This is a genomic window from Pseudomonas sp. Tav-5-1A (assembly GCF_055755055.1).
The window spans coordinates 5,706,155-5,724,102 of record NZ_CM146901.1 but is presented as its reverse complement, the minus strand read 5'-3'; the positions used below and the strand labels follow the sequence as shown (position 1 = coordinate 5,724,102).

Genomic DNA, 17,948 nt, shown 5'->3' with positions numbered 1-17,948 from the left:
AGCCGCTGCCGATGGCTACACTTCAACCCCATGAAAACCGTGCTGATGGTGACCCTGGCCCTGCTGGCAGGCGTGGCCCACGCTGACGACCCACGCGACGAAGCCCTGTTCGTGGCCTGGTTTCGCCATCACGATACCGCCGCCTTCGAGCGCTTCCTGGTGCAGCGCAAGGTCGACACCGTGGTGCCGCTGTACCAGCTGCTGCGCACGGCCAGTGACTGGCAGCAGTGCCAGGCGCAGCCGTTCGCGGTGCCGCCGGCCAGCCATTGGCCGGCGGTGGAGTCGACCTTGCAGCTGCTGGCCACGCTCAAGCGCGAAGGTGTGCTGGGCCGTTTCGAGGTGGTCTCGGCGTACCGCGGCAAGCGCCTGAACGCCTGCGCCGGCGGCGCCGCCCATAGCGCCCATGTGCAGGCGTTTGCCGTGGACCTGGCGTTTCCCGAAGGCAGCGCCGACCCGCAGCGCCTGTGCGATTTCTGGAAGCAGCACGGCGGCGAATGGCAGCTGGGCCTCAGCCGTTACCCATCCGGGCGCGTGCACCTGGACACCACCGGCTACCGCACCTGGGGTGGTGACTACAGCGCGCGCACGTCCTATTGCCTGCAGCCAGCGTCAGGTTAAATGCGCCTTGAGCACGCCCAGCACGTCGCGGGCGAAGGCACCGCTGTGCGCGTTGACCTTGGCGCGGAATTGCACAGCTGGCAGCGCCGGCAATTGCCAGCTGGCCGGCACCGGCACCGTGCCCGGCGGTATCGACGACTCATTCAGGCAGGCCACCCCCAGCCCGGCACTCAAGGCTGATTGCAGGCCGGCCACGCCCGAGGCTGAATGGGCCACCAGGTAGGGCCGCCGGGCGCGTTCGAGAATGTTCAGTGCCAGGCCCTGCAGCGAGCAGGTGGCGGGCAGCACCACCAGTGGCAGGGTCGCGGGGCGTTCGGCGGCCAGGTGTTCGGCGATCACCCAGTGCAGGCGTTCGTCGCGCACCGGTTCCACGCCCGCCAGCAGTGGCTGGGCGTGGTCGTGGAGGATCTGCATGTACAGGCCGATGTCGAAATCTGCCGGTTCGGCCTCGATCAGCGCGCTCTTGCGCACGGTCACGTGCAGGCGCAGGCCAGGGTAGAGTTCGGCCAGGCGCTTGAGCAGCGGGGCGATGGCGTTGGGGCGGAAGTAGTCGGTGATCAACAGGCGCAGGTCGCCGCTCAGGCCGGTGCCGCGCATGTCGTGCAGCACCTGGTCGTTGAGGTCCAGCAACTGCCGCGCGTGGCCCAGCAGGCGCTCGCCCGCAGGCGTGAGGCGGGTGCCGCGCTTGCTGCGGGTGAACAGCTGCTGGCCGCAGAAGCTTTCCAGTTTCTGCAGCTGCTCGCTGACCGCGGACTGCGAGCGATGCAGGCGTTCGGCCGCCGCTGCCAGGGTGCCGGCCTCGGCGACCACGGTCAGGGTGTTGAGCAAATCGAGGTCGAAGCGGCTCACGGTCATCACGCCTTTTGCCGATGGATGTGCTCTGAATATCCCGCTTTTCCGATGATGGAGCAAGGGCGATGATCAGGGCGCAATCCACTCACAAGGAGCAATATCATGCCTGGCCTGACCTTACTGATTTCCGGTGAACCCAAGGACGCCCTGGTGCCTGTGCTGGCGCGGGAACTGACCGAGCTGACCTGCGTCATCCTCGACAAACAGCAGCAGAGCACCACAGTGACCGTGGATTTCCTGCCCCGCGCCCAGTGGTTTATCCACAACCGCAGCCTGGCCGAATTGGGCAAGGACGCCTTCCGCCTGCAGGTGACCATTACTGACGAAACCACCACCAAGGACCAGAAGGCGCGGTTCCAGCGCGAGGCCTACGCGTTGCTGGCCGAGCGCATCGGCAACCTGCACTCGCACTCCAACGTGCATGTGATCGATTGCCGCGCCTCGGCCTACAGCTACGCCGGCATTACCCAGGAGTACCGCTACCAGCACCCCCAGGCCTGAGCCTCACGGGTAGGGAATGGGCGTCAGCACCGGCTGGCCGGCGAAGAAGGCCAGCAGGTTCTGGTTCACCAGGCTTACCGTGGCCTCGGAGGCCTGGGGCGACAGGCCGGCGACGTGTGGCGTGAGCACCACGTTGTCCAGGGCCTTGAGCGCGTCAGGGACGGCGGGCTCGTCGTCGAACACGTCCAGCGCCGCGCCGGCGATGGTGCGTTGCTGCAGGGCCTCGATCAGGTCGGCGGTGGCGATCACGCTGGCGCGGGCAATATTCACCATGAAACCGTGCGGCCCCAGGGCCAGTAGCGCGGTTTTGTCGATGGCGTGCTGGCTGCTCGGGCCGCCCGGGGTGGCGATCACCAGGTAATCGCAGGAGGCCGCCAGTTCCACCGGGCTGGCGCAGTAGTGGTAGTCGACGTCGGTGCGTGGGCGGCGGTTGTGGTAAGTGACGGTCATGTCGAAACCGCGCGCGGCGCGCTTGGCAATCGCCAGGCCCACCGCGCCCAGGCCCAGGATGCCCAGGCGGCCGCCTTCCAGGGTGGGGCGGCTGAGCTTGCGCCATTCACCGCGGCGCACCGAGGCATCGGCCCCTGGAATATCGCGCACCAGCGCCAGCAGCAGGGCCATGGCGTGGTCGGCCACCGACGAGGCGTTGGCGCCGGCGCCGTTGGTCACGGTGATGCCGGCGGCATGGGCGGCGGCCAGGTCCACGTGCTCGTAGCCGGCGCCGATCACGCAGATGATTTTCAGGTGCGGCAGCGCCGCCATTTCATCGGCGAAGAACCCCAGCGGGCCACGGGTGAGCACGGCGGTGATGCGCTGGCCGTGGTCGCGGATGGCGGCGGCGCGCAGCTCGCGGGTGGGCGCCAGGATCAGCGTGAAGCCGCTGTCTTCAAGGATGTGCAGGTAGTCGTTGACGGCTTCCACCAGCACCAGGACCGTTGCGCTCATGGGTTCCCTCCGGAATAAAGTAAGTCAGGCGCCCATTGACCGATTCCTGGCGACAATGGTCAATGACTATTCAAGGCCCTGCGAGTTTATTTCATGTCCTGGTTGACCGACCCCGCTGTCTGGACCGCGCTGTTGCAGATTGTCGCCATCGATTTGCTGCTGGGCGGCGACAACGCCGTGGTCATCGCCCTGGCCTGCCGCAACCTGCCGCGCGAACAACGACGCAAGGCCATCCTGGGCGGTGTGGCGGGGGCAATCCTGCTGCGCGTGGTGCTGTTGTTCTTTGCCATGCAACTGTTGTCGCTGCCTTACCTGAAACTGGCGGGCGCGCTGCTGTTGCTGTGGATCGGCGTGAAGTTGCTGATTCGCGAAGAGGACGGGCATGCCGACATTCGTGGCGATGTGCACCTGTTCAATGCCATCAAGACCATCATCATCGCCGACGCGGTGATGTCGCTGGACAACGTGCTGGCGGTGGCCGCCGCGGGCGCTGGGAATATCTACCTGGTCAGCTTCGGGGTGTTGATCAGCATCCCGGTGATCGTGCTGGGCAGCCGCCTGGTGCTGGCGGCCATGGAGCGTTTCCCGGTGGTGATTCAGCTGGGCGGGGCGTTGATTGGCTGGATTGCCGGCGGCATGGCGGTGGCGGATCCGGCGCTGGCGGGGTACCTGCCGGGTAGCGTGGCGGTGCAGCATTATGCCGCCAGCGTGGTGGGTGTAGGGTTGGTGCTGGTGGTAGGGCAGGCGTGGAACCGGCGGCTGGTGGCGCGGCGGCTATGACGCCGCCGCGCACCGTGGCCGCCATGACGCGGCCTGGCGGCCACTGCTACGGAACGGTGTCGGCCTCAGAATTTCAGGGCATTGGTCAGGTCGCCCATGGGCTTCTGCCCGCGTGCCACCATGGCGTCGTCGCGCTGCTTGAGGCCGTCCAGCGTCTCCAGCTTGAACACCCGGGTGATCAGCCGCAGGATCGACGCGGTGTCATACACCGTGTGGTCCACCGTGCCCTTGCGTGCGAACGGCGACACCACCAGCGCCGGAATGCGCGTGCCCGGGCCCCAGCGGTCGCCCTTGGGTGGCGCCACGTGGTCCCACCAGCCGCCGTTCTCATCGACAGTGACCACCACCACCATGTTTTTCCATTGCGGGCTGTTGCGCAGCACCTTCAGGGCGGTGGCGATATGCCGGTCGCCGGCGGCCACGTCAGCGTAGCCGGCGTGCATGTTGAGGTTGCCCTGGGGCTTGTAGAAGGTCACGGCGGGCAGCTTGCCGGCGGCCGCGTCGGCGAGGAACTTGTTGCTGCCGGGCTCGTCGCCCAGGCCACCGTCGCGCAGGCGCTTCTGGCGCTCGGCCGGGTTCTCCGGGCCTTGCTGCTTGAAGTAGTTGAACGGCTGGTGGTGGTACTGGAAGTTGGGGATCTTGGGGATGCCGCCCGAGTCCTTGTACTGGTCCAGGGTGGCCTGCCAGGCGCCCGCGTACCAGGCCCAGTCGACGTTCTTCTTGCTCAGTTTGTCGCCGATGTGTTCGTGGCTCTGGGGCACCAGCACGCTGGCCAGGTCCGGCTTGGAGTAGTCTGGGCGTTCCGGGTCGCGGATCCAGGTTGGCCAGTAGGGTGGCGCCATGGTGTTCACGGCGAAGCCGTCCGGGGTCAGCGCGCTGGGCCCGAACGCCGGGGCGCCGGTCATGGCGCTGGCCGGGGACTTGTCCAGGGGCTTGAGGCGCGTGTCCAGCGGGTCATCGCTCTGCAGCGTGGCGATCTGTTCCTTGGCCACCGAGCTGGTGGCGTTGGGGTAGAACGGCGCGGTGGCGCTGATCAGGTACTGGTGGTTGAGGAACGAGCCGCCGAAGGCGCCCTGGAAGAAGTTGTCGCACAGCACGAACTCGCGCGCCACGTCCCACAGGCGCAGGGAATACTGGGTCTGCGCGTAGTAGCCCATGGTCAGGCCACCGGAGTCGGCCCAGGCCACGAACTGGTCATTCTTGCCGCCGTTGATCTGCATCTGGTTCTGGTAGAACACGTGCCACAGGTCGCGGGTCACCACACTCAGCGGCAGGTCTTCCTGGTTCGGGCCTTTCAGCGCGAACGGCGCGTTGGGCAGGTTTTCCTGGTACTGCACGCCCGGGGCGTAGGTCACGCCATCCACGGTTTGCGGGCCAAGCTGCAGGGTGCCGCCCCAGGCCGGTGGCAGGGTCTTGAGCAGGCTGCCGTCACGGTCGCGCTGCTGGTGCTCCTCGGGCTTGAGCGCCGCCAGCGGTTGTTCCAGGCCAGGGAAGTTGGCGAACAAGTTGTTGAAGCTGCGGTTCTCGGCGTAGATCACCACCACCGTCTTGACGTTGTCGGCCAGCGCCTTGTCCAGCTCGGTGGGCGACAGCGGATGCTCGTCGGCCTTGCCCGGCTGGTCGTTGGTGCTGCCACAGGCGCTCAGCGTCGCCGCGCCCACGCCCAGCACCGCCACGCCACCCAGGAAACGGCGGCGGCTGGTGTCGGGCAGCAAGGGGGAGGAGGGGGCTTGGGTATCGTCAGTCTTGTCACTCATCACGGCATCCCTGGTCAGGCGTAACAAAAAAATACTGGCCGGGAGGGTAGCAGTGGTTTGTGACGGTTGTGGGGCGGGTTTGTTTCAGCGGGTTCCCTCGGGGGAAACAATCCGAAGCGGCCAACCGCAGAATAGGGCCTTTCCCAAAGATCCAGAAATGCCGCAGTCAGACAAGGTGTGTCACCAGCCTGTAGCAGCGGCCGTTAGGCCGCGTCACGGGCAATGCCAAGGTGGGTTGGGACGCGCCCTGGCGGCCGCTGCTACGGGCAGGTGCAGGCCGAGGCTGGTTAAATTTTCAGCTGCTCAAACTTGCCGGGAGGCGAGTAGCGCCAGCTGATCTTGAACCCAGCGCCACCTTTGATCAGCGATGACTGCTGGACAATCGCAGGCCACCAGCGGATGAGGTTGTGGGCTTTGCTCCAGTAGGTTTCCGCGGCCCATTGCCTAGCCAGGCAGAATACAGGAATGCCAGACGTCCTGAACGCCTGGCGCTCGGTGTCTCCCTTGATAAACCTGTCCTGTGAAATGACAATCCAGTCACCTTCAGCCTTTAGTACGCGGATCCAGCATTGGTCACTGGTCTCGGGCGCAAAGCGGTCCCTCAAGGGGTAAACGTTGTGGCCATCTGCTTTGGATAATTCATTCAGCGCTCTGGCCAACGCCGGAGGCAGGTTGTGGTCGAGCAGAAACTTCAAGCCGCGCTCCCGGTTTCAAAGGCGACTGCGGCTGCGACATCGCTCGCTGGAATCTCGTACAGCGCGGCAACGCGCTCGCGATCTTCACCTTCCGCCAGATAGGCTTGATACAGCAGGGCCGTATCGATACCGCTAGCTGACAATATGGCTCCGCCGAAATTCCGATCAGGGTCGATGACTATGACCCTGCTCCGTCGAAACGGATAACGGCATTGGGGTGTGGGGTGAGCGTTATTCATGAAGCCCTCCCGGGTATGTGGGCAACGTGAATCGGAGGTGGCAAGGTTATCCATGGGTTTAAGGTGCCAACGGCATACGCCCGCGGCACTAGCTCCTACTGAAATATGACAACCGCCAGCATACGTCTGCCAGCAAAGACCCTATATCAGCGTAACCCCAAAATTGCGTAGGACTTTTCCCAAGCCAAAAAAAAAAGAGCCTACCTTTCGGTAAGCTCTTTTTCGTACTTGGTGGCTACACAGGGACTTGAACCCCGGACCCCAGCATTATGAATGCTATGCTCTAACCAACTGAGCTATGTAGCCAAGATGGCGCGCATTATTCCCTCAGAACGAACATGTGTCAATCATCTTTTTGAAAATTTTTTACGTGTGATCAAAAGCTTAGGGTCCACACGGACGAACGGGCCGGAAAACCCGGGCCGTTTGGACATAAATTGTTTCATTGTTAGCAATCCCGCCCCGAAAAATGGCACATTAGGACCCCATGCGCTGGACGTGCACTCGTTTGCGGCACGCTGAGCAGCGTTCCTACCCGTTGTGTGGAAGATTTGCCTGATGGCCATAACCAACGTTCAAACCAGCTCGGCCCCGGCGGCCGCTGCGGCGCAGACCAGCCCCCTGGTGATGCGCATCATCGGCGCCTGCGCGCTGGCGCACCTGATCAACGACCTGATCCAGTCGGTACTGCCCTCCATCTACCCGATGCTCAAGGCCAACTACGGCTTGAGCTTCACCCAGGTGGGCCTGATTACCCTGACCTTCCAGATCACCGCCTCGCTGCTGCAGCCGTGGGTGGGCTTCTATACCGACCGCAACCCCAAGCCGAACCTGCTGCCGCTGGGCACTATCTGTACGCTGGTGGGTATCGTGATGCTGGCCTTCGTCGGCAGCTTCCCGATGATTCTGGTGGCGTCGGCGCTGGTGGGCATTGGCTCGTCGACCTTCCACCCGGAAACCTCGCGCATCGCGCGGCTGGCCTCCGGTGGCCGCTATGGCCTGGCGCAGTCGACCTTCCAGGTGGGCGGCAACGCCGGCTCCGCGTTCGGGCCGCTGCTGGCGGCGGCGCTGATCATTCCGTTCGGCCAGGGCAACGTGGCGCTGTTCGGCGTCTTCGCGCTGTTCGCCCTGGGCGTGACCTGGGTGCTGAGCCGCTGGTACAAGGAACACCTGAACCTGTTCAAGGCCAAGAAGGGCGGCCAGGCCACCCACGGCCTGTCCAAGCGCCGCGTCACCGCCGCGCTGGTGGTGCTGGGCCTGCTGGTGTTCTCCAAGTACTTCTACATGGCCAGCTTCACCAGCTACTTCACCTTCTACCTGATCGAGAAGTTCCAGCTGTCGGTGGCCAGCTCGCAGTTGCACCTGTTCCTGTTCCTCGGGGCGGTAGCGGCGGGGACCTTCTTCGGCGGCCCCATCGGCGACAAGATCGGCCGCAAGGCGGTGATCTGGTTCTCCATCCTGGGCGTTGCGCCGTTCACCCTGGCGTTGCCTTACGTGGACCTGTTCTGGACCACGGTGCTCAGCGTGATCATTGGTTTCATCCTGGCGTCGGCGTTTTCGGCCATTGTGGTGTTCGCCCAGGAACTGGTGCCCGGCAACGTCGGCATGATCGCCGGGGTGTTCTTCGGCCTGATGTTCGGCTTCGGCGGCATCGGCGCTGCGCTGCTGGGGCATCTGGCGGACATTCACGGCATCGAGTACGTGTACACCCTGTGCTCGTTCCTGCCGCTGTTCGGCATCCTGACGATATTGCTGCCTAATACGCGCAAAGCCTGACCCACGAAAAGGCCCGCGCGATGCGGGCCTTTTCGTAGCCGCTGCCCCCAGGCTGCGCAGGGCGTGTGCCACGGTGAAGATCTTCAGCGCGCACGAGGGTCAGCGCAGCCTGGCGGCAGCGTGTCGGGTCGCAAATGGCGCGATTATTTTGAGTCGCGCCACAATCGCGCCACGCCTCCCGAGCAACCGCGCCACCGACCACCGGACCTGTAGCCGCTGCCGCCAGGCTGCGCAGGGCGTGTGCCACGGTGAAGATCTGCAGCGTACACGAGGGCCAGCGCCGCCTGGCGGCAGCGGCTACGGGGTGCGTGTGGGGGCGCAAATGGCGCGATTATTTTGAATCGCGCCACAATCGCGCCACGCCTCCCGAGCAACCGCGCCACCGACCACCGGACCTGTAGCCGCAGCCGCCAGGCTGCGCAGTGCGTGTGCCACGGTGAAGATCTGCAGCGTGCACGAGGGCCAGCGCAGCCTGGCGGCAGCGGCTGCAAGGTTTACGTCGTCAGGTTCAACACCGGCGCCGGCACCCGCGCAAACCACCGGCTCGCCTGCTCATACGCATGCGCCAGTTGCAGCACCGCGAAGTCGGCCTGGTGGCGGCCGATGATCTGCATGCCCATGGGCAGGCCCTGGGCGTTGAAGCCCACCTGCACGTTGGCCACCGGGCAGCCGCTGAGGGTGCCGGGGATGACGACTTCCATCCAGCGGTGGTAGGTGTCCATGCTGCGCCCGGCCACTTCGGCGGGCCAGTGCTGGCGCTTGTCGAACGGGAAGACCTGGGCGCTGGGCAGCAGCAGGTAGTCGTAGCGTTCAAACAGCGCGTTGATAGCGCGGTACCAGTCGGTGCGGGTGACGCCGGCCTGGTGCACGGCGCTGGCGCTCAGCCCCAGGCCGTTTTCCACTTCCCATTGCGCTTCGGGCTTGAGCTGCGCGCGCTTGGCCGGGTCCTGGTAGGCCTTGCCCAGGGAGCCTGCCACGGTCCAGTGGCGCAGGGTGCGCCAGCAGTCCCACAGGCGTTCCGGGCTGAAGCCCAGGTCGGCGTGCTCCACGCTGCAGCCCAGCGCCTGTAAGTCGCCCAGGGCCTTTTCGCACAGGGCGGTGACGCCATGCTCCATGGGCAGGTAGCCGCCGAAGTCGCCCAGCCAGCCCAGTCGGGTGCCCTTGAAGTCACGGGCCAGGGGCGCGGCGAATTCGCTGCCGTCGCCGGCCAGCGACAGCGGTGCCCGCGGGTCATGGCCGGCCTGCACCGATAGCAGCAGGGCGGTGTCGCGCACGGTGCGGCCCATGGGGCCTTCGTAGCCCAGCTGGTCGAAGAACAGGTCGGCGGCGTCGTCGAAAGGCACGCGGCCCTGGGACGGGCGGAAGCCGATGATGTTGTTGAAGGCCGCCGGGTTGCGCAGCGAGCCCATCATGTCGCTGCCGTCGGCCACCGGCACCAGGTGCAGGGCCAGGGCCGCGGCGGCGCCACCGCTGCTGCCGCCGGCGGTCTTGCTGGGGTCGAAGGCGCAACCGGTGGCGCCGAACAGCGGGTTGTAGCTTTGCGAGCCGAGGCCGAATTCCGGGGTGTTGGTCTTGCCGATGATGATCGCGCCGGCGGCCTTGATGCGCGCCACCATGATGCCGTCGCGCTCGGGAATGAAGTCGCGGTACAGCGGCGAGCCCAGGGTGGTGGCAATGCCCTGGGTCAGCGACAGGTCCTTGATGGCGTGGGGCAGGCCGTGCATCCAGCCCAGGTAGACGCCTTGGGCCAGTTGCGCGTCGCGCTCGTCGGCCTGGGCCAGCAACCGTTCGGCCGGTTGCAGGCTGACCAGGGCGTTGACCAGCGGGTTGAAGCGTTCGATGTGGGCCAGGTAGGCCTGCATCACCTCGCGGCAGGACACCTGGCGCAGGCGGATTCGTTCGGCAAGCTCATGGGCCGGCAGCAGCACCAGCTCGTTGACAGTCGGGGTGTTCATGGCAGCAACCTTGGTAACAGGAAAACAGACCCCGCCGTCCTGGCGGGGCAGGGGTGCATCAGCGCATCAGGTTGGTCCACAGCCGGTCGGCCAGGCGGATGGCGCCCTCGCCGCAGGTCTGGCTGAACACGACCTTGGTGCCGGTGGGAATGTGCAGCTCCGGCGCATCCTTCAGGCTAGCGTCGAGGAACGGCTCCACGCCTTTGATCGGGCTCTGGTGCTTGAGGAAGTTCTGGGTGATGGCGGCATTTTCAGGCTGGCTGAGGAAGGCGATGAACTTGCGCGCGTTGTCCGGGTGCTGGCTGCCCTTGGGGATGACCATGTTGTCCACCCAGGCCATCACGCCCTGCTTGGGGTACAGGTAGGCCAGGCTCGGTTTCATCTCGCGGGCGCGCATGGCCGAGCCACCCCAGAACATCGACATGTCGACTTCACCCGCGGCCAGGTTCTCGCGAATCGAGCCGGCCTTGGAGCTGTAGGTCTTCACGAACGGCTTCTGCGCCTTGAGCAGCGCCAGCACCTGTTGCATCTGCTTGGGGTCTTCGCTGCACAGCGGAATGTTCAGGTACAGGCTGGCGGTGTCGATCACCTCGCTGGAGGAGTCGAACATGTTGATGCGCCCCTGCAGCTCGGCCGGCGGGTGGTACAGCACGTCGTAGCTGTCCAGCGGGCCTTTGTAGCGCGCGGTGTCGAGGACCACGCTGGTGGTGCCCCAGATGAACGGCATGGCGTAGGCACCGTCTGGGTCCCAGGTGGGATTCTTCAGGTTGTCCACCACGTTGGCGTAGTACGGCTGCTTGGCCGGGTCGAAGCGCTCCAGCAGCTGCTCCTTGATCAGGATGGGCACGAACTGGTGCGACGGAATCGCCACGTCATAGCCGCTGCCGCCCTGTTTCAGCTTGGCCAGCAGGGTCTCGTTGGAATCGTAGGAATCCACGGTCACCTTGATGCCGGTTTCCTTCTCGAACTTGTTGAGAATCTCCGGCGAAAAGTAGCCGCTCCAGCTCACCACGTTCAACTGCTCCGCCGCCTGCGCGGTGCCGGCCAGGCCCAGCGCCAGCGACATCCCTACGGTGGTCATCAACGTCTTCATGCAAAACCCCCCACGGTTGGACAAAAGGCTCAGGCTTTCTTTTTGCCGAGCAGATAGGAAAGGCTGACGAACAGCACCGACACGCCGAGGATCAGCGTGGAAACCGCGTTCACGTCCGGCGTCACGCCCATGCGCAGCAGGCCGAAGATGAAGATCGGCAAGGTAGTGGTGCCCGCCTGCGAGACCATCATCGAGATCACGAAGTTATCCAGCGAGACGATGAACGCCAGCATCAGGCCGCTGACGATGCCCGGCATCAGCAGTGGCAGCGTGACCTTGGTGAAGATCCGCCAGGCGCCGGCGTACAGGTCGGCTGCGGCGTGCTCCAGCGACAGGTCCATGTCGTTGAGCCGCGCGCGGATGGGCAGGTAGGCGAACGGGATGCAGAACACCGTGTGGGCGATGATCAGGTTGCCGTAGCCCAGCGACACCCCCAGCGACGAGAACAGCGCCAGGGTAGCGACGCCGACGACGATTTCCGGCAGCACCAGCGGCAGCATGATCGCGCCCATGGACAGCTGCATGCCCTTGAATTTCGCCCCGCGCGAGGTACCCAGCGCCGCCAGGGTGGCGATCACCGTGGCGATCACGCTGGCGCAGCAGGCAACCAGCAGGCTGTTGCCGGCGGCGCTGCGCAGGGCCTGGTTGGCGAACGCGGCGCGGTACCAGTCCAGGCTCAGGCCGGTCCACACGGTGGCGGACTGGTTGGCGTTGAACGAGAACACCACCAGCACCACGATGGGCGCGTACAGGTACAGGTAGAACAAAAAGCTGAAGCCGCCGAAGCCGGGGAAGTCCTGCACCCCCAGCCGGCCACGGGTCAGTAGACGCAACATCACAGGCCTCCTTGGGCAACGCGCTGGCGCTCGGCGCGCAGGGCGTACAGGGTCAACACCAGCATCACGGCGGCCATCAGCACCAGCGACAGCGCGGCGCCGAACGGCCAGTTGCGGGCGTCACTGAACTGGCGAAAGATCAGGTTGCCGAGCATCAGCTTCGTGCCGCCGCCCAGCAGTTCCGGGGCAATCATGGCACCCAGGCACGGCACGAAGGTGAGGATGGCGCCGGCCATGATGCCGGGCCTGGCGATGGGCAGCACCACCTTGCGCAGGGTGCGCCACTTGCCGGCGTACAGGTCTTGCGCGGCCTCCAGCAGGCGGATGTCCATCTTCTCCAGGGTGGCGTAGATGGGCAGCACCACGAACGGCGCGTAGGTGTAGACCAGACCCAGCAGCACGGCGCCGTCGGTGTACAGCAGCGGCAGCGGCTGCTTGATCAGGCCCAGGCCCATCAGGCTGTTGTTGATCACGCCGCTGTCGCGCAGCAGCAGAATCCAGGCGTAGGTGCGGATCAGCAGGTTGGCCCAGAACGGCACGGTGATCAGGAAAATCAGCAGGCCGCGGCGCTGGGGCGGCTGCATGGCCAGCCACACGGCCACGGGGAAGCCGATCAGCAGGGTGATCAGCGTGGTCAGCCCGGCGATGCCGATGGAGCGCAGGGCAATCATCAGGTACGCGTCGGTGAAGGCCAGGCTGTCGTCCATCTGCCGTTCGAACAGCAGGGAAATGTAGGCCTCGGTGCTGAAGTGATGATCGACCCCGCCATAGGGGTTGGCCTGCATCAGCGAGTAGGCCATCACGATCAGTATCGGCACCACCAGGAACAGGCCGATGGCGGTCAGCGCCGGGCTCACGCCCAGCACGTTGCCCAGCGCCTTGCGGCGCAGCAGGGCGCTGGGGCGGGGCAGCACAGTGGTTGTGTCCATGTTGCCTCCTCAGTCCACCAGCACGCTGGCGCTGTTGTTTTCCAGCAGCAGGCCGGCGCGGCCGCCCAGGGCAAAGCGCTGGCCGCCGCTGTTGGGCACGCGCACGGTCAGGCGCTGGCCGCCGGTGAGGCGCACCTGGTACTGCAGGTCGGTGCCCAGGTAGATCTGCTGCTCCACGGTGCAGTCCATGGCGCCCTGGCGGGGCAGCTCGATCAGTTGCAGGCGCTCGGGGCGGATCGACAGGTTGACGCTGGCGCCCACCCGCAGGCCCTCGTGCACCGGCGCGGTGACGGCAGCGCCGCCTGGGGTCTGGTACAGCGCGCTGGCGCCGTCGATGCGGCTGACCACCGCCGGAATCAGGTTGGTCTCGCCAATGAAGTCGGCGACGAAGCGGTTGCGCGGGCGTTCGTAGATCTCGTCCGGGCGGCCCACCTGCTGCACCTCGCCCTCGCTGAGCACGGCGATGCGGTCGGACATGGTCAGGGCTTCTTCCTGGTCATGGGTGACGAAGATGAAGGTGATGCCGGTGCGCGCCTGGATGGCCTTGAGTTCTTCGCGCATGGCCTGGCGCAGCTTCAGGTCCAGCGCCGACAGCGGTTCGTCCAGCAACAGCACCTTGGGGTGCGGCGCCAGCGCCCGGGCCAGGGCGACACGTTGCTGCTGGCCGCCGGACAACTGTGCGGGGCGGCGTTCGGCGAAGCGCTCCATCTGTACCAGCGCCAGCATTTCACGCACCCGCTCGGCCACCTGCGGTTTGCCCAGGCGCTTGCCCATGGGGTGCGATTCCAGGCCAAAGGCCAGGTTCTGGGCGATGCTCATGTGCGGGAACAGCGCGTAGTGCTGGAACACGGTGTTCACGGGGCGCTGGTGGGGCGGGCGGTCGGCGATGTTTTCGCCGTACAGCTGGATCTCGCCGCGGGTGGGAAACTCGAAGCCGGCGATCATTCGCAGCAGGGTGGTCTTGCCGCAGCCCGAGGGGCCGAGCAGGGTGAAGAATTCGTTGTCGCGGATGTCCAGGTCAACGTGCTTCAGGGCCACGGGCCCGGTGTCCGGGTCGCCATAGACCTTGCGTACCGAACGGATGGAAACAGCCAGCATCTGTAGCGAATGCAAGGCGCTCATGCAGTACCTCCGATTCCCCCATCGAGCCCTTTCCAGCAGGCGGCCAAGTGCACCGCATGCAGCCCGGGACGATGGAATATTGTTGTTTTGGCAGGAGTAGAGAGTCGTGATACCGGCCGCTTGGCAGGGCCGTTGTTGTTCTGCGTTGGCCTGATTATCAGCGAGGGATTGCCGGGGCGAAAGATCAATTTTAACATAGGTGGTGTTAAATAATTTAACAGCGCGCGAGGCCGGAAACGTCATGTCCAACCTGCATCTGCCACCCCTCAATGCCATCCGCGCCTTCGATGCCGCCGCGCGCCTGGGCAGCTACGTGGAAGCCGCCAAGGCCCTGCACGTGACCCAGCCGGCGGTGGGCCGGCACGTCAAGCTGCTGGAGGACTGGCTGGGCGTGCAGTTGTTCGAACGCACCTCGCGGGGCGTGGTGCTGACGCCGGGCGGGCGCAAGTATCACCAGAAGATCTCCCGTGCCCTGCAGCAGATCATCGAGGCCGGCGAGGCCCTGCAGCCCCACGCCAGCGAGCGCTGGCTGCGCATCATGGTGGTGCCGGGCCTGGCCAAGCGCTGGCTGACGCCGCGCATCGAGACGTTGCGCCACCTGCGCCCGGGCTTGAAGGTGGCCATCGAGCCCAACTCCACCTTCACCGAGGTGGACGCGCGCACCGCCGACCTGGGCATCGTCTATGGCATGCCCGGCCAGTACGCCAACAGCCGCGCCACGCTGATCTGCCCGCGGGTGTTCCCCATCTGCACGCCCAAGTACCTGGCCAGCATCAAGCCTATCCGCCGGGTGCAGGACCTGATGAAGCTGGACCTCATCCACTTCGACGACGGCGAGTGGTGGAACATGTGGTTCAAGGCCCTGGGCATCGACGCCCAGCTGTCGTCGGACGTGCTCTACGTCAGCAACGACCACGCCCTGGCCGTGGCCGAGAGCGGGCAGGGCATAGCCTTGGCGAACGAAGTACTGGTGCGCGACGAGCTGGCGGCCGGCACGCTGGTGCGGGCGATCGACGTGGAGGTGCCGCTGGAGAGCTACCAGCTGCTGACGCCCAGCGGGCAGTTGTCGGCGGACGTGCAGTGGTTCGAGCAGTGGCTGGCGCAGGCGCTGCGCGAAGAGTTCGCCGGCGCTTTCGACGGCGCCGGGGCGTAGGCTTCAGCCCAGGGTGTTGAGGGTCTTGCGGCAGTGCACCAGGGCGTCGCGGATCATGAAGTTGACCAGGGTCGGCGACACCCCCAGTTCCAGGGCGATGTCTTTCTGCGACTGGCCATTGAGCCGGTACTGCTCGAAGGCGTAGCGGGTGCGCGGCGGCAGGTCCTGCAGGGCCAGGGCCAGCTTGTCGAGGGTCTGGCGGTCTTCGTGCAGGGTCTCGGGGCTGGCGCCGGGCACGGCCACGCTCAGGCCTTCCTCTTCGCTGCACTTGTAGCGTTTTTCCAGCGCCTGGCGGCGATAGTGGTCGATGGCCAGGTTGCGCACCACGCGCATCAGGTAGCTGCTCTGGGACTGGATGCCCGGGCTTTCGCCGTTGCCGTTCATTTTCACGAAGGCATCCTGCACCACGTCTTCAGCCGACGCGCGACAGCCCAGGATGCGGGTGGCGGCGTTGATGAAGCGCTGGCGATGGGTCACGAACAGTTGCTGAAGAGCCGGCCTTGGCTCGATGCTGATTGTTTTAGGCATTTGACGTGTTGACCTATGCGGCAGTGCACATGGGGAAGCGGTAAAACTAATGTGATTGATAATCTTTATCAAATGATTTCTGCTCGCGTCTCATGATTTTTTCTTCTATGACACAATTGCCATCACTGCCTCCCCACCCCCGTAGCAGCTGCCGCAGGCGGCGTCCGGGTCTCGCGAGCTGCTTGGAACCATGCGGCGCCCATGACGCGGCCTGTGGCGCTTTGCCGCACAATTGTCTGTGCGCGCCGCGAGTTGGTTATACTTGCAACGATCTGCCTGGAGCGCTCATCAGGAGAGCTCATGCTCGCCCCATCTATGCCGTTGTCCGCTACACGCCAGAACCTCTGGCGCTTGACCTTTATTCGTTTCCTGGTGCTGGCCGCGCAAGCCGGCTCGGTGGGCTTCGCCTACCTGACGCACCTGTTGCCACTGCCCTGGCTGCAGCTCAGCGCCACCCTGGCGGTGTCGTTGCTGCTGTGCACCGTGACCGCGTTGCGCGTGCGCGCCTCGCTGCCGGTGACCGAGCAGGAATACGCCCTGCAACTGACCTGCGACCTGCTGCTGCACAGCGCGCTGCTGTATTACTCGGGTGGGTCCACCAACCCCTTCGTGTCCTATTACCTGGTGCCGCTGACCATTGCCGCGGTGACGCTGCCGTGGCTGTATTCGGTGATCCTGTCGGGTATCGCCCTGGCCTGCTACTCGGTGCTGCTGGTGCGTTTCTATCCGCTGCCAACGCTGCCGATCGCCCGGGAAAACCTGCAGAACTACGGCATGTGGCTGAGTTTTGCCCTGGCCGCCGGGGTCATCACCTTCTTTGCCGCGAAAATGGCCGAGGAACTGCGCCGCCAGGAGCAGATGCGTGCCCAGCGCCGCGAGGAAGGCCTGCGCGACCAGCAACTGCTGGCCGTGGCCACGGAAGCCGCCGGTGCCGCCCATGAACTGGGCACGCCGCTGGCGACCATGAGCGTGCTGCTCAAGGAAATGCGCCAGGACCACCACGACCCGGCGCTGCAGGAAGACCTGTCGGTGCTGCAGGACCAGGTCAAGCTGTGCAAGGAAACCCTGCAACAACTGGTGCGCGCCGCCGAGGCCAACCGCCGCATGGCGGTGATGGAACAGCCCGTGACGGCCTGGCTGGACGAGGCGCTAAACCGCTGGCACCTGATGCGCCCGGAAGCCACCTACCGCTTCCAGCGCCTGGGCCAGGGCGAGGTGCCGGAGCTGGCGCCGCCGCCAGACCTGACCCAGGCGCTGCTGAACCTGCTGAACAACGCCGCCGATGCCTGCGCCGAAGGCCTGGAAGTGCACCTGGACTGGAACGCTGAAGATATCTTCATCGTGATTCGCGACCACGGCCCGGGCGTGCCGCTGGCTATCGCCGAGCAAATCGGCAAACCTTTCTTTACTACCAAGGGCAAGGGCTTCGGCCTTGGCCTGTTTTTGAGCAAAGCCAGCGTGACACGCGCAGGCGGCTCGGTAAAACTCTATAGTCATGAGCAGGGCGGTACACTCACAGAGTTGCGCCTGCCCCGTGACGCCCGAGGAGACAGACATGAGTGATGAAAACCAGGTCGAAAGCGAAGAGCTGCCGCATCTGTTGCTGGTCGACGACGATTCGACCTTTACCCGCGTGATGGCCCGCGCCATGGCGCGCCGCGGCTTCCGCGTGACCACCGCCGCCAGCGCCGACGAAGGCCTGAAGCTGGCCCAGGAAGACCTGCCGGACTACGCGGCCCTGGACCTGAAGATGGAAGGCGACTCGGGCCTGGTGCTGCTGCCCAAGCTGCTGGAGCTGGACCCGGAGATGCGCGTGGTGATCCTCACCGGTTACTCGAGCATCGCCACTGCGGTCGAGGCCATCAAGCGCGGCGCCTGCAACTACCTGTGCAAGCCGGCCGACGCCGACGACGTGCTGGCAGCCCTGCTGTCCGAACACGCTGACCTGGACACCCTGGTGCCGGAAAACCCGATGTCGGTGGACCGCCTGCAGTGGGAACACATCCAGCGCGTGCTCACCGAGCACGAAGGCAACATCTCCGCCACTGCCCGCGCCCTGGGCATGCACCGGCGCACCCTGCAGCGCAAACTCCAGAAGCGCCCGGTTCGTCGCTGAGTCGCCGAACCCATGAGTCTTTTTTCCGCGCGGGTGGATCGGGATCGATCTGC

General features: G+C 65.4%; 18 protein-coding genes and 1 tRNA gene. 7 read left to right on the top strand and 12 right to left on the bottom strand.

All coding sequences use genetic code 11. The annotated features are described in order from the left end of the window. Positions 1-30 precede the first annotated feature (30 nt). The gene (locus AC0J42_RS26365) at positions 31-618 is read left to right on the top strand and encodes a D-Ala-D-Ala carboxypeptidase family metallohydrolase (protein ID WP_473004484.1); all 588 of its coding nucleotides are present in this window, start codon (positions 31-33) and stop codon (positions 616-618) included. On the opposite strand, the gene AC0J42_RS26360 is transcribed toward AC0J42_RS26365, so the two are convergent. After that, positions 610-1,467, bottom strand: coding sequence for a LysR family transcriptional regulator (locus AC0J42_RS26360; RefSeq protein ID WP_473004483.1), 858 nt, complete (start codon positions 1,465-1,467; stop codon positions 610-612). The genes AC0J42_RS26365 and AC0J42_RS26360 overlap by 9 nt on opposite strands. 105 nt (positions 1,468-1,572) lie before the next feature. Here AC0J42_RS26360 and AC0J42_RS26355 point away from each other — a divergent pair, with 105 nt between their 5' ends. After that, positions 1,573-1,971 (top strand): tautomerase family protein, encoded by a 399-nt coding sequence (locus tag AC0J42_RS26355; protein WP_473004482.1) that lies wholly within the window; start codon positions 1,573-1,575, stop codon positions 1,969-1,971. Positions 1,972-1,974: 3 nt separating this feature from the next. On the opposite strand, the gene AC0J42_RS26350 is transcribed toward AC0J42_RS26355, so the two are convergent. After that, the gene (locus tag AC0J42_RS26350) at positions 1,975-2,916 is read right to left on the bottom strand and encodes a 2-hydroxyacid dehydrogenase (RefSeq protein WP_473004481.1); all 942 of its coding nucleotides are present in this window, start codon (positions 2,914-2,916) and stop codon (positions 1,975-1,977) included. A gap of 93 nt (positions 2,917-3,009) precedes the next feature. Here AC0J42_RS26350 and AC0J42_RS26345 point away from each other — a divergent pair, with 93 nt between their 5' ends. After that, positions 3,010-3,696: a TerC family protein gene (locus AC0J42_RS26345; RefSeq protein ID WP_473004480.1), complete on the top strand. Its 687-nt coding sequence runs from the start codon at positions 3,010-3,012 to the stop codon at positions 3,694-3,696. Between the two features lie 65 nt (positions 3,697-3,761). Here AC0J42_RS26345 and AC0J42_RS26340 read toward each other — a convergent pair whose 3' ends face one another. The 4 genes from AC0J42_RS26340 to AC0J42_RS26325 form a co-directional block, all read right to left on the bottom strand. Continuing rightward, positions 3,762-5,453 carry an acid phosphatase gene (locus AC0J42_RS26340; protein ID WP_473004478.1) on the bottom strand — a complete coding sequence of 564 codons (1,692 nt, stop codon included), beginning with the start codon at positions 5,451-5,453 and terminating at the stop codon, positions 3,762-3,764. Positions 5,454-5,740: 287 nt separating this feature from the next. Beyond that, on the bottom strand, positions 5,741-6,148 hold the full coding sequence (locus AC0J42_RS26335) for a PIN-like domain-containing protein (protein ID WP_473004477.1): 408 nt from the start codon (positions 6,146-6,148) through the stop codon (positions 5,741-5,743). Next, positions 6,145-6,387: a DUF433 domain-containing protein gene (locus AC0J42_RS26330; protein WP_416426910.1), complete on the bottom strand. Its 243-nt coding sequence runs from the start codon at positions 6,385-6,387 to the stop codon at positions 6,145-6,147. Before AC0J42_RS26330 ends, AC0J42_RS26335 begins: the two co-directional genes overlap by 4 nt. A gap of 229 nt (positions 6,388-6,616) precedes the next feature. After that, positions 6,617-6,693: transfer RNA gene (locus AC0J42_RS26325), tRNA-Met, on the bottom strand. Positions 6,694-6,945: 252 nt separating this feature from the next. On the opposite strand from AC0J42_RS26325, the gene AC0J42_RS26320 reads away from it, so the two are divergent. Beyond that, a complete protein-coding gene (locus AC0J42_RS26320; RefSeq protein ID WP_416426909.1) occupies positions 6,946-8,163 on the top strand; it encodes an MFS transporter in 1,218 nt (405 codons plus the stop codon). Positions 8,164-8,657: 494 nt separating this feature from the next. Here AC0J42_RS26320 and AC0J42_RS26315 read toward each other — a convergent pair whose 3' ends face one another. Genes AC0J42_RS26315 through AC0J42_RS26295 form a run of 5 tightly spaced genes read right to left on the bottom strand, consistent with a single transcriptional unit; the run spans position 8,658 to position 14,098 of the window. Continuing rightward, positions 8,658-10,118, bottom strand: coding sequence for an amidase (locus tag AC0J42_RS26315; RefSeq protein ID WP_473004476.1), 1,461 nt, complete (start codon positions 10,116-10,118; stop codon positions 8,658-8,660). 58 nt (positions 10,119-10,176) lie between these two features. Next, positions 10,177-11,211, bottom strand: a complete 1,035-nt coding sequence (locus tag AC0J42_RS26310; protein ID WP_416426907.1) for an ABC transporter substrate-binding protein — start codon at positions 11,209-11,211, stop codon at positions 10,177-10,179. A gap of 29 nt (positions 11,212-11,240) precedes the next feature. Then, complete coding sequence (locus tag AC0J42_RS26305) at positions 11,241-12,047, bottom strand: ABC transporter permease (protein WP_473004475.1); 807 nt, start codon at positions 12,045-12,047, stop codon at positions 11,241-11,243. Further along, entirely contained in the window at positions 12,047-12,976 is a 930-nt protein-coding gene (locus AC0J42_RS26300) for an ABC transporter permease (protein WP_473004474.1), read from the bottom strand. Before AC0J42_RS26300 ends, AC0J42_RS26305 begins: the two co-directional genes overlap by 1 nt. 9 nt (positions 12,977-12,985) lie before the next feature. Next, the gene (locus AC0J42_RS26295; RefSeq protein ID WP_416426904.1) at positions 12,986-14,098 is read right to left on the bottom strand and encodes an ABC transporter ATP-binding protein; all 1,113 of its coding nucleotides are present in this window, start codon (positions 14,096-14,098) and stop codon (positions 12,986-12,988) included. A 241-nt stretch (positions 14,099-14,339) separates the two neighbouring features. On the opposite strand from AC0J42_RS26295, the gene AC0J42_RS26290 reads away from it, so the two are divergent. Then, positions 14,340-15,251, top strand: coding sequence for a LysR substrate-binding domain-containing protein (locus tag AC0J42_RS26290; RefSeq protein ID WP_416426903.1), 912 nt, complete (start codon positions 14,340-14,342; stop codon positions 15,249-15,251). 3 nt (positions 15,252-15,254) lie between these two features. Here AC0J42_RS26290 and AC0J42_RS26285 read toward each other — a convergent pair whose 3' ends face one another. Continuing rightward, positions 15,255-15,779 (bottom strand): RNA polymerase factor sigma-70, encoded by a 525-nt coding sequence (locus AC0J42_RS26285; protein WP_416426902.1) that lies wholly within the window; start codon positions 15,777-15,779, stop codon positions 15,255-15,257. 300 nt (positions 15,780-16,079) lie between these two features. Here AC0J42_RS26285 and AC0J42_RS26280 point away from each other — a divergent pair, with 300 nt between their 5' ends. Next, positions 16,080-17,342 (top strand): ATP-binding protein, encoded by a 1,263-nt coding sequence (locus AC0J42_RS26280; RefSeq protein ID WP_416426901.1) that lies wholly within the window; start codon positions 16,080-16,082, stop codon positions 17,340-17,342. After that, a complete protein-coding gene (locus AC0J42_RS26275; protein ID WP_416426900.1) occupies positions 17,335-17,895 on the top strand; it encodes a response regulator transcription factor in 561 nt (186 codons plus the stop codon). The genes AC0J42_RS26280 and AC0J42_RS26275 overlap by 8 nt, the downstream gene beginning before the upstream one ends. Positions 17,896-17,948 lie beyond the last annotated feature (53 nt).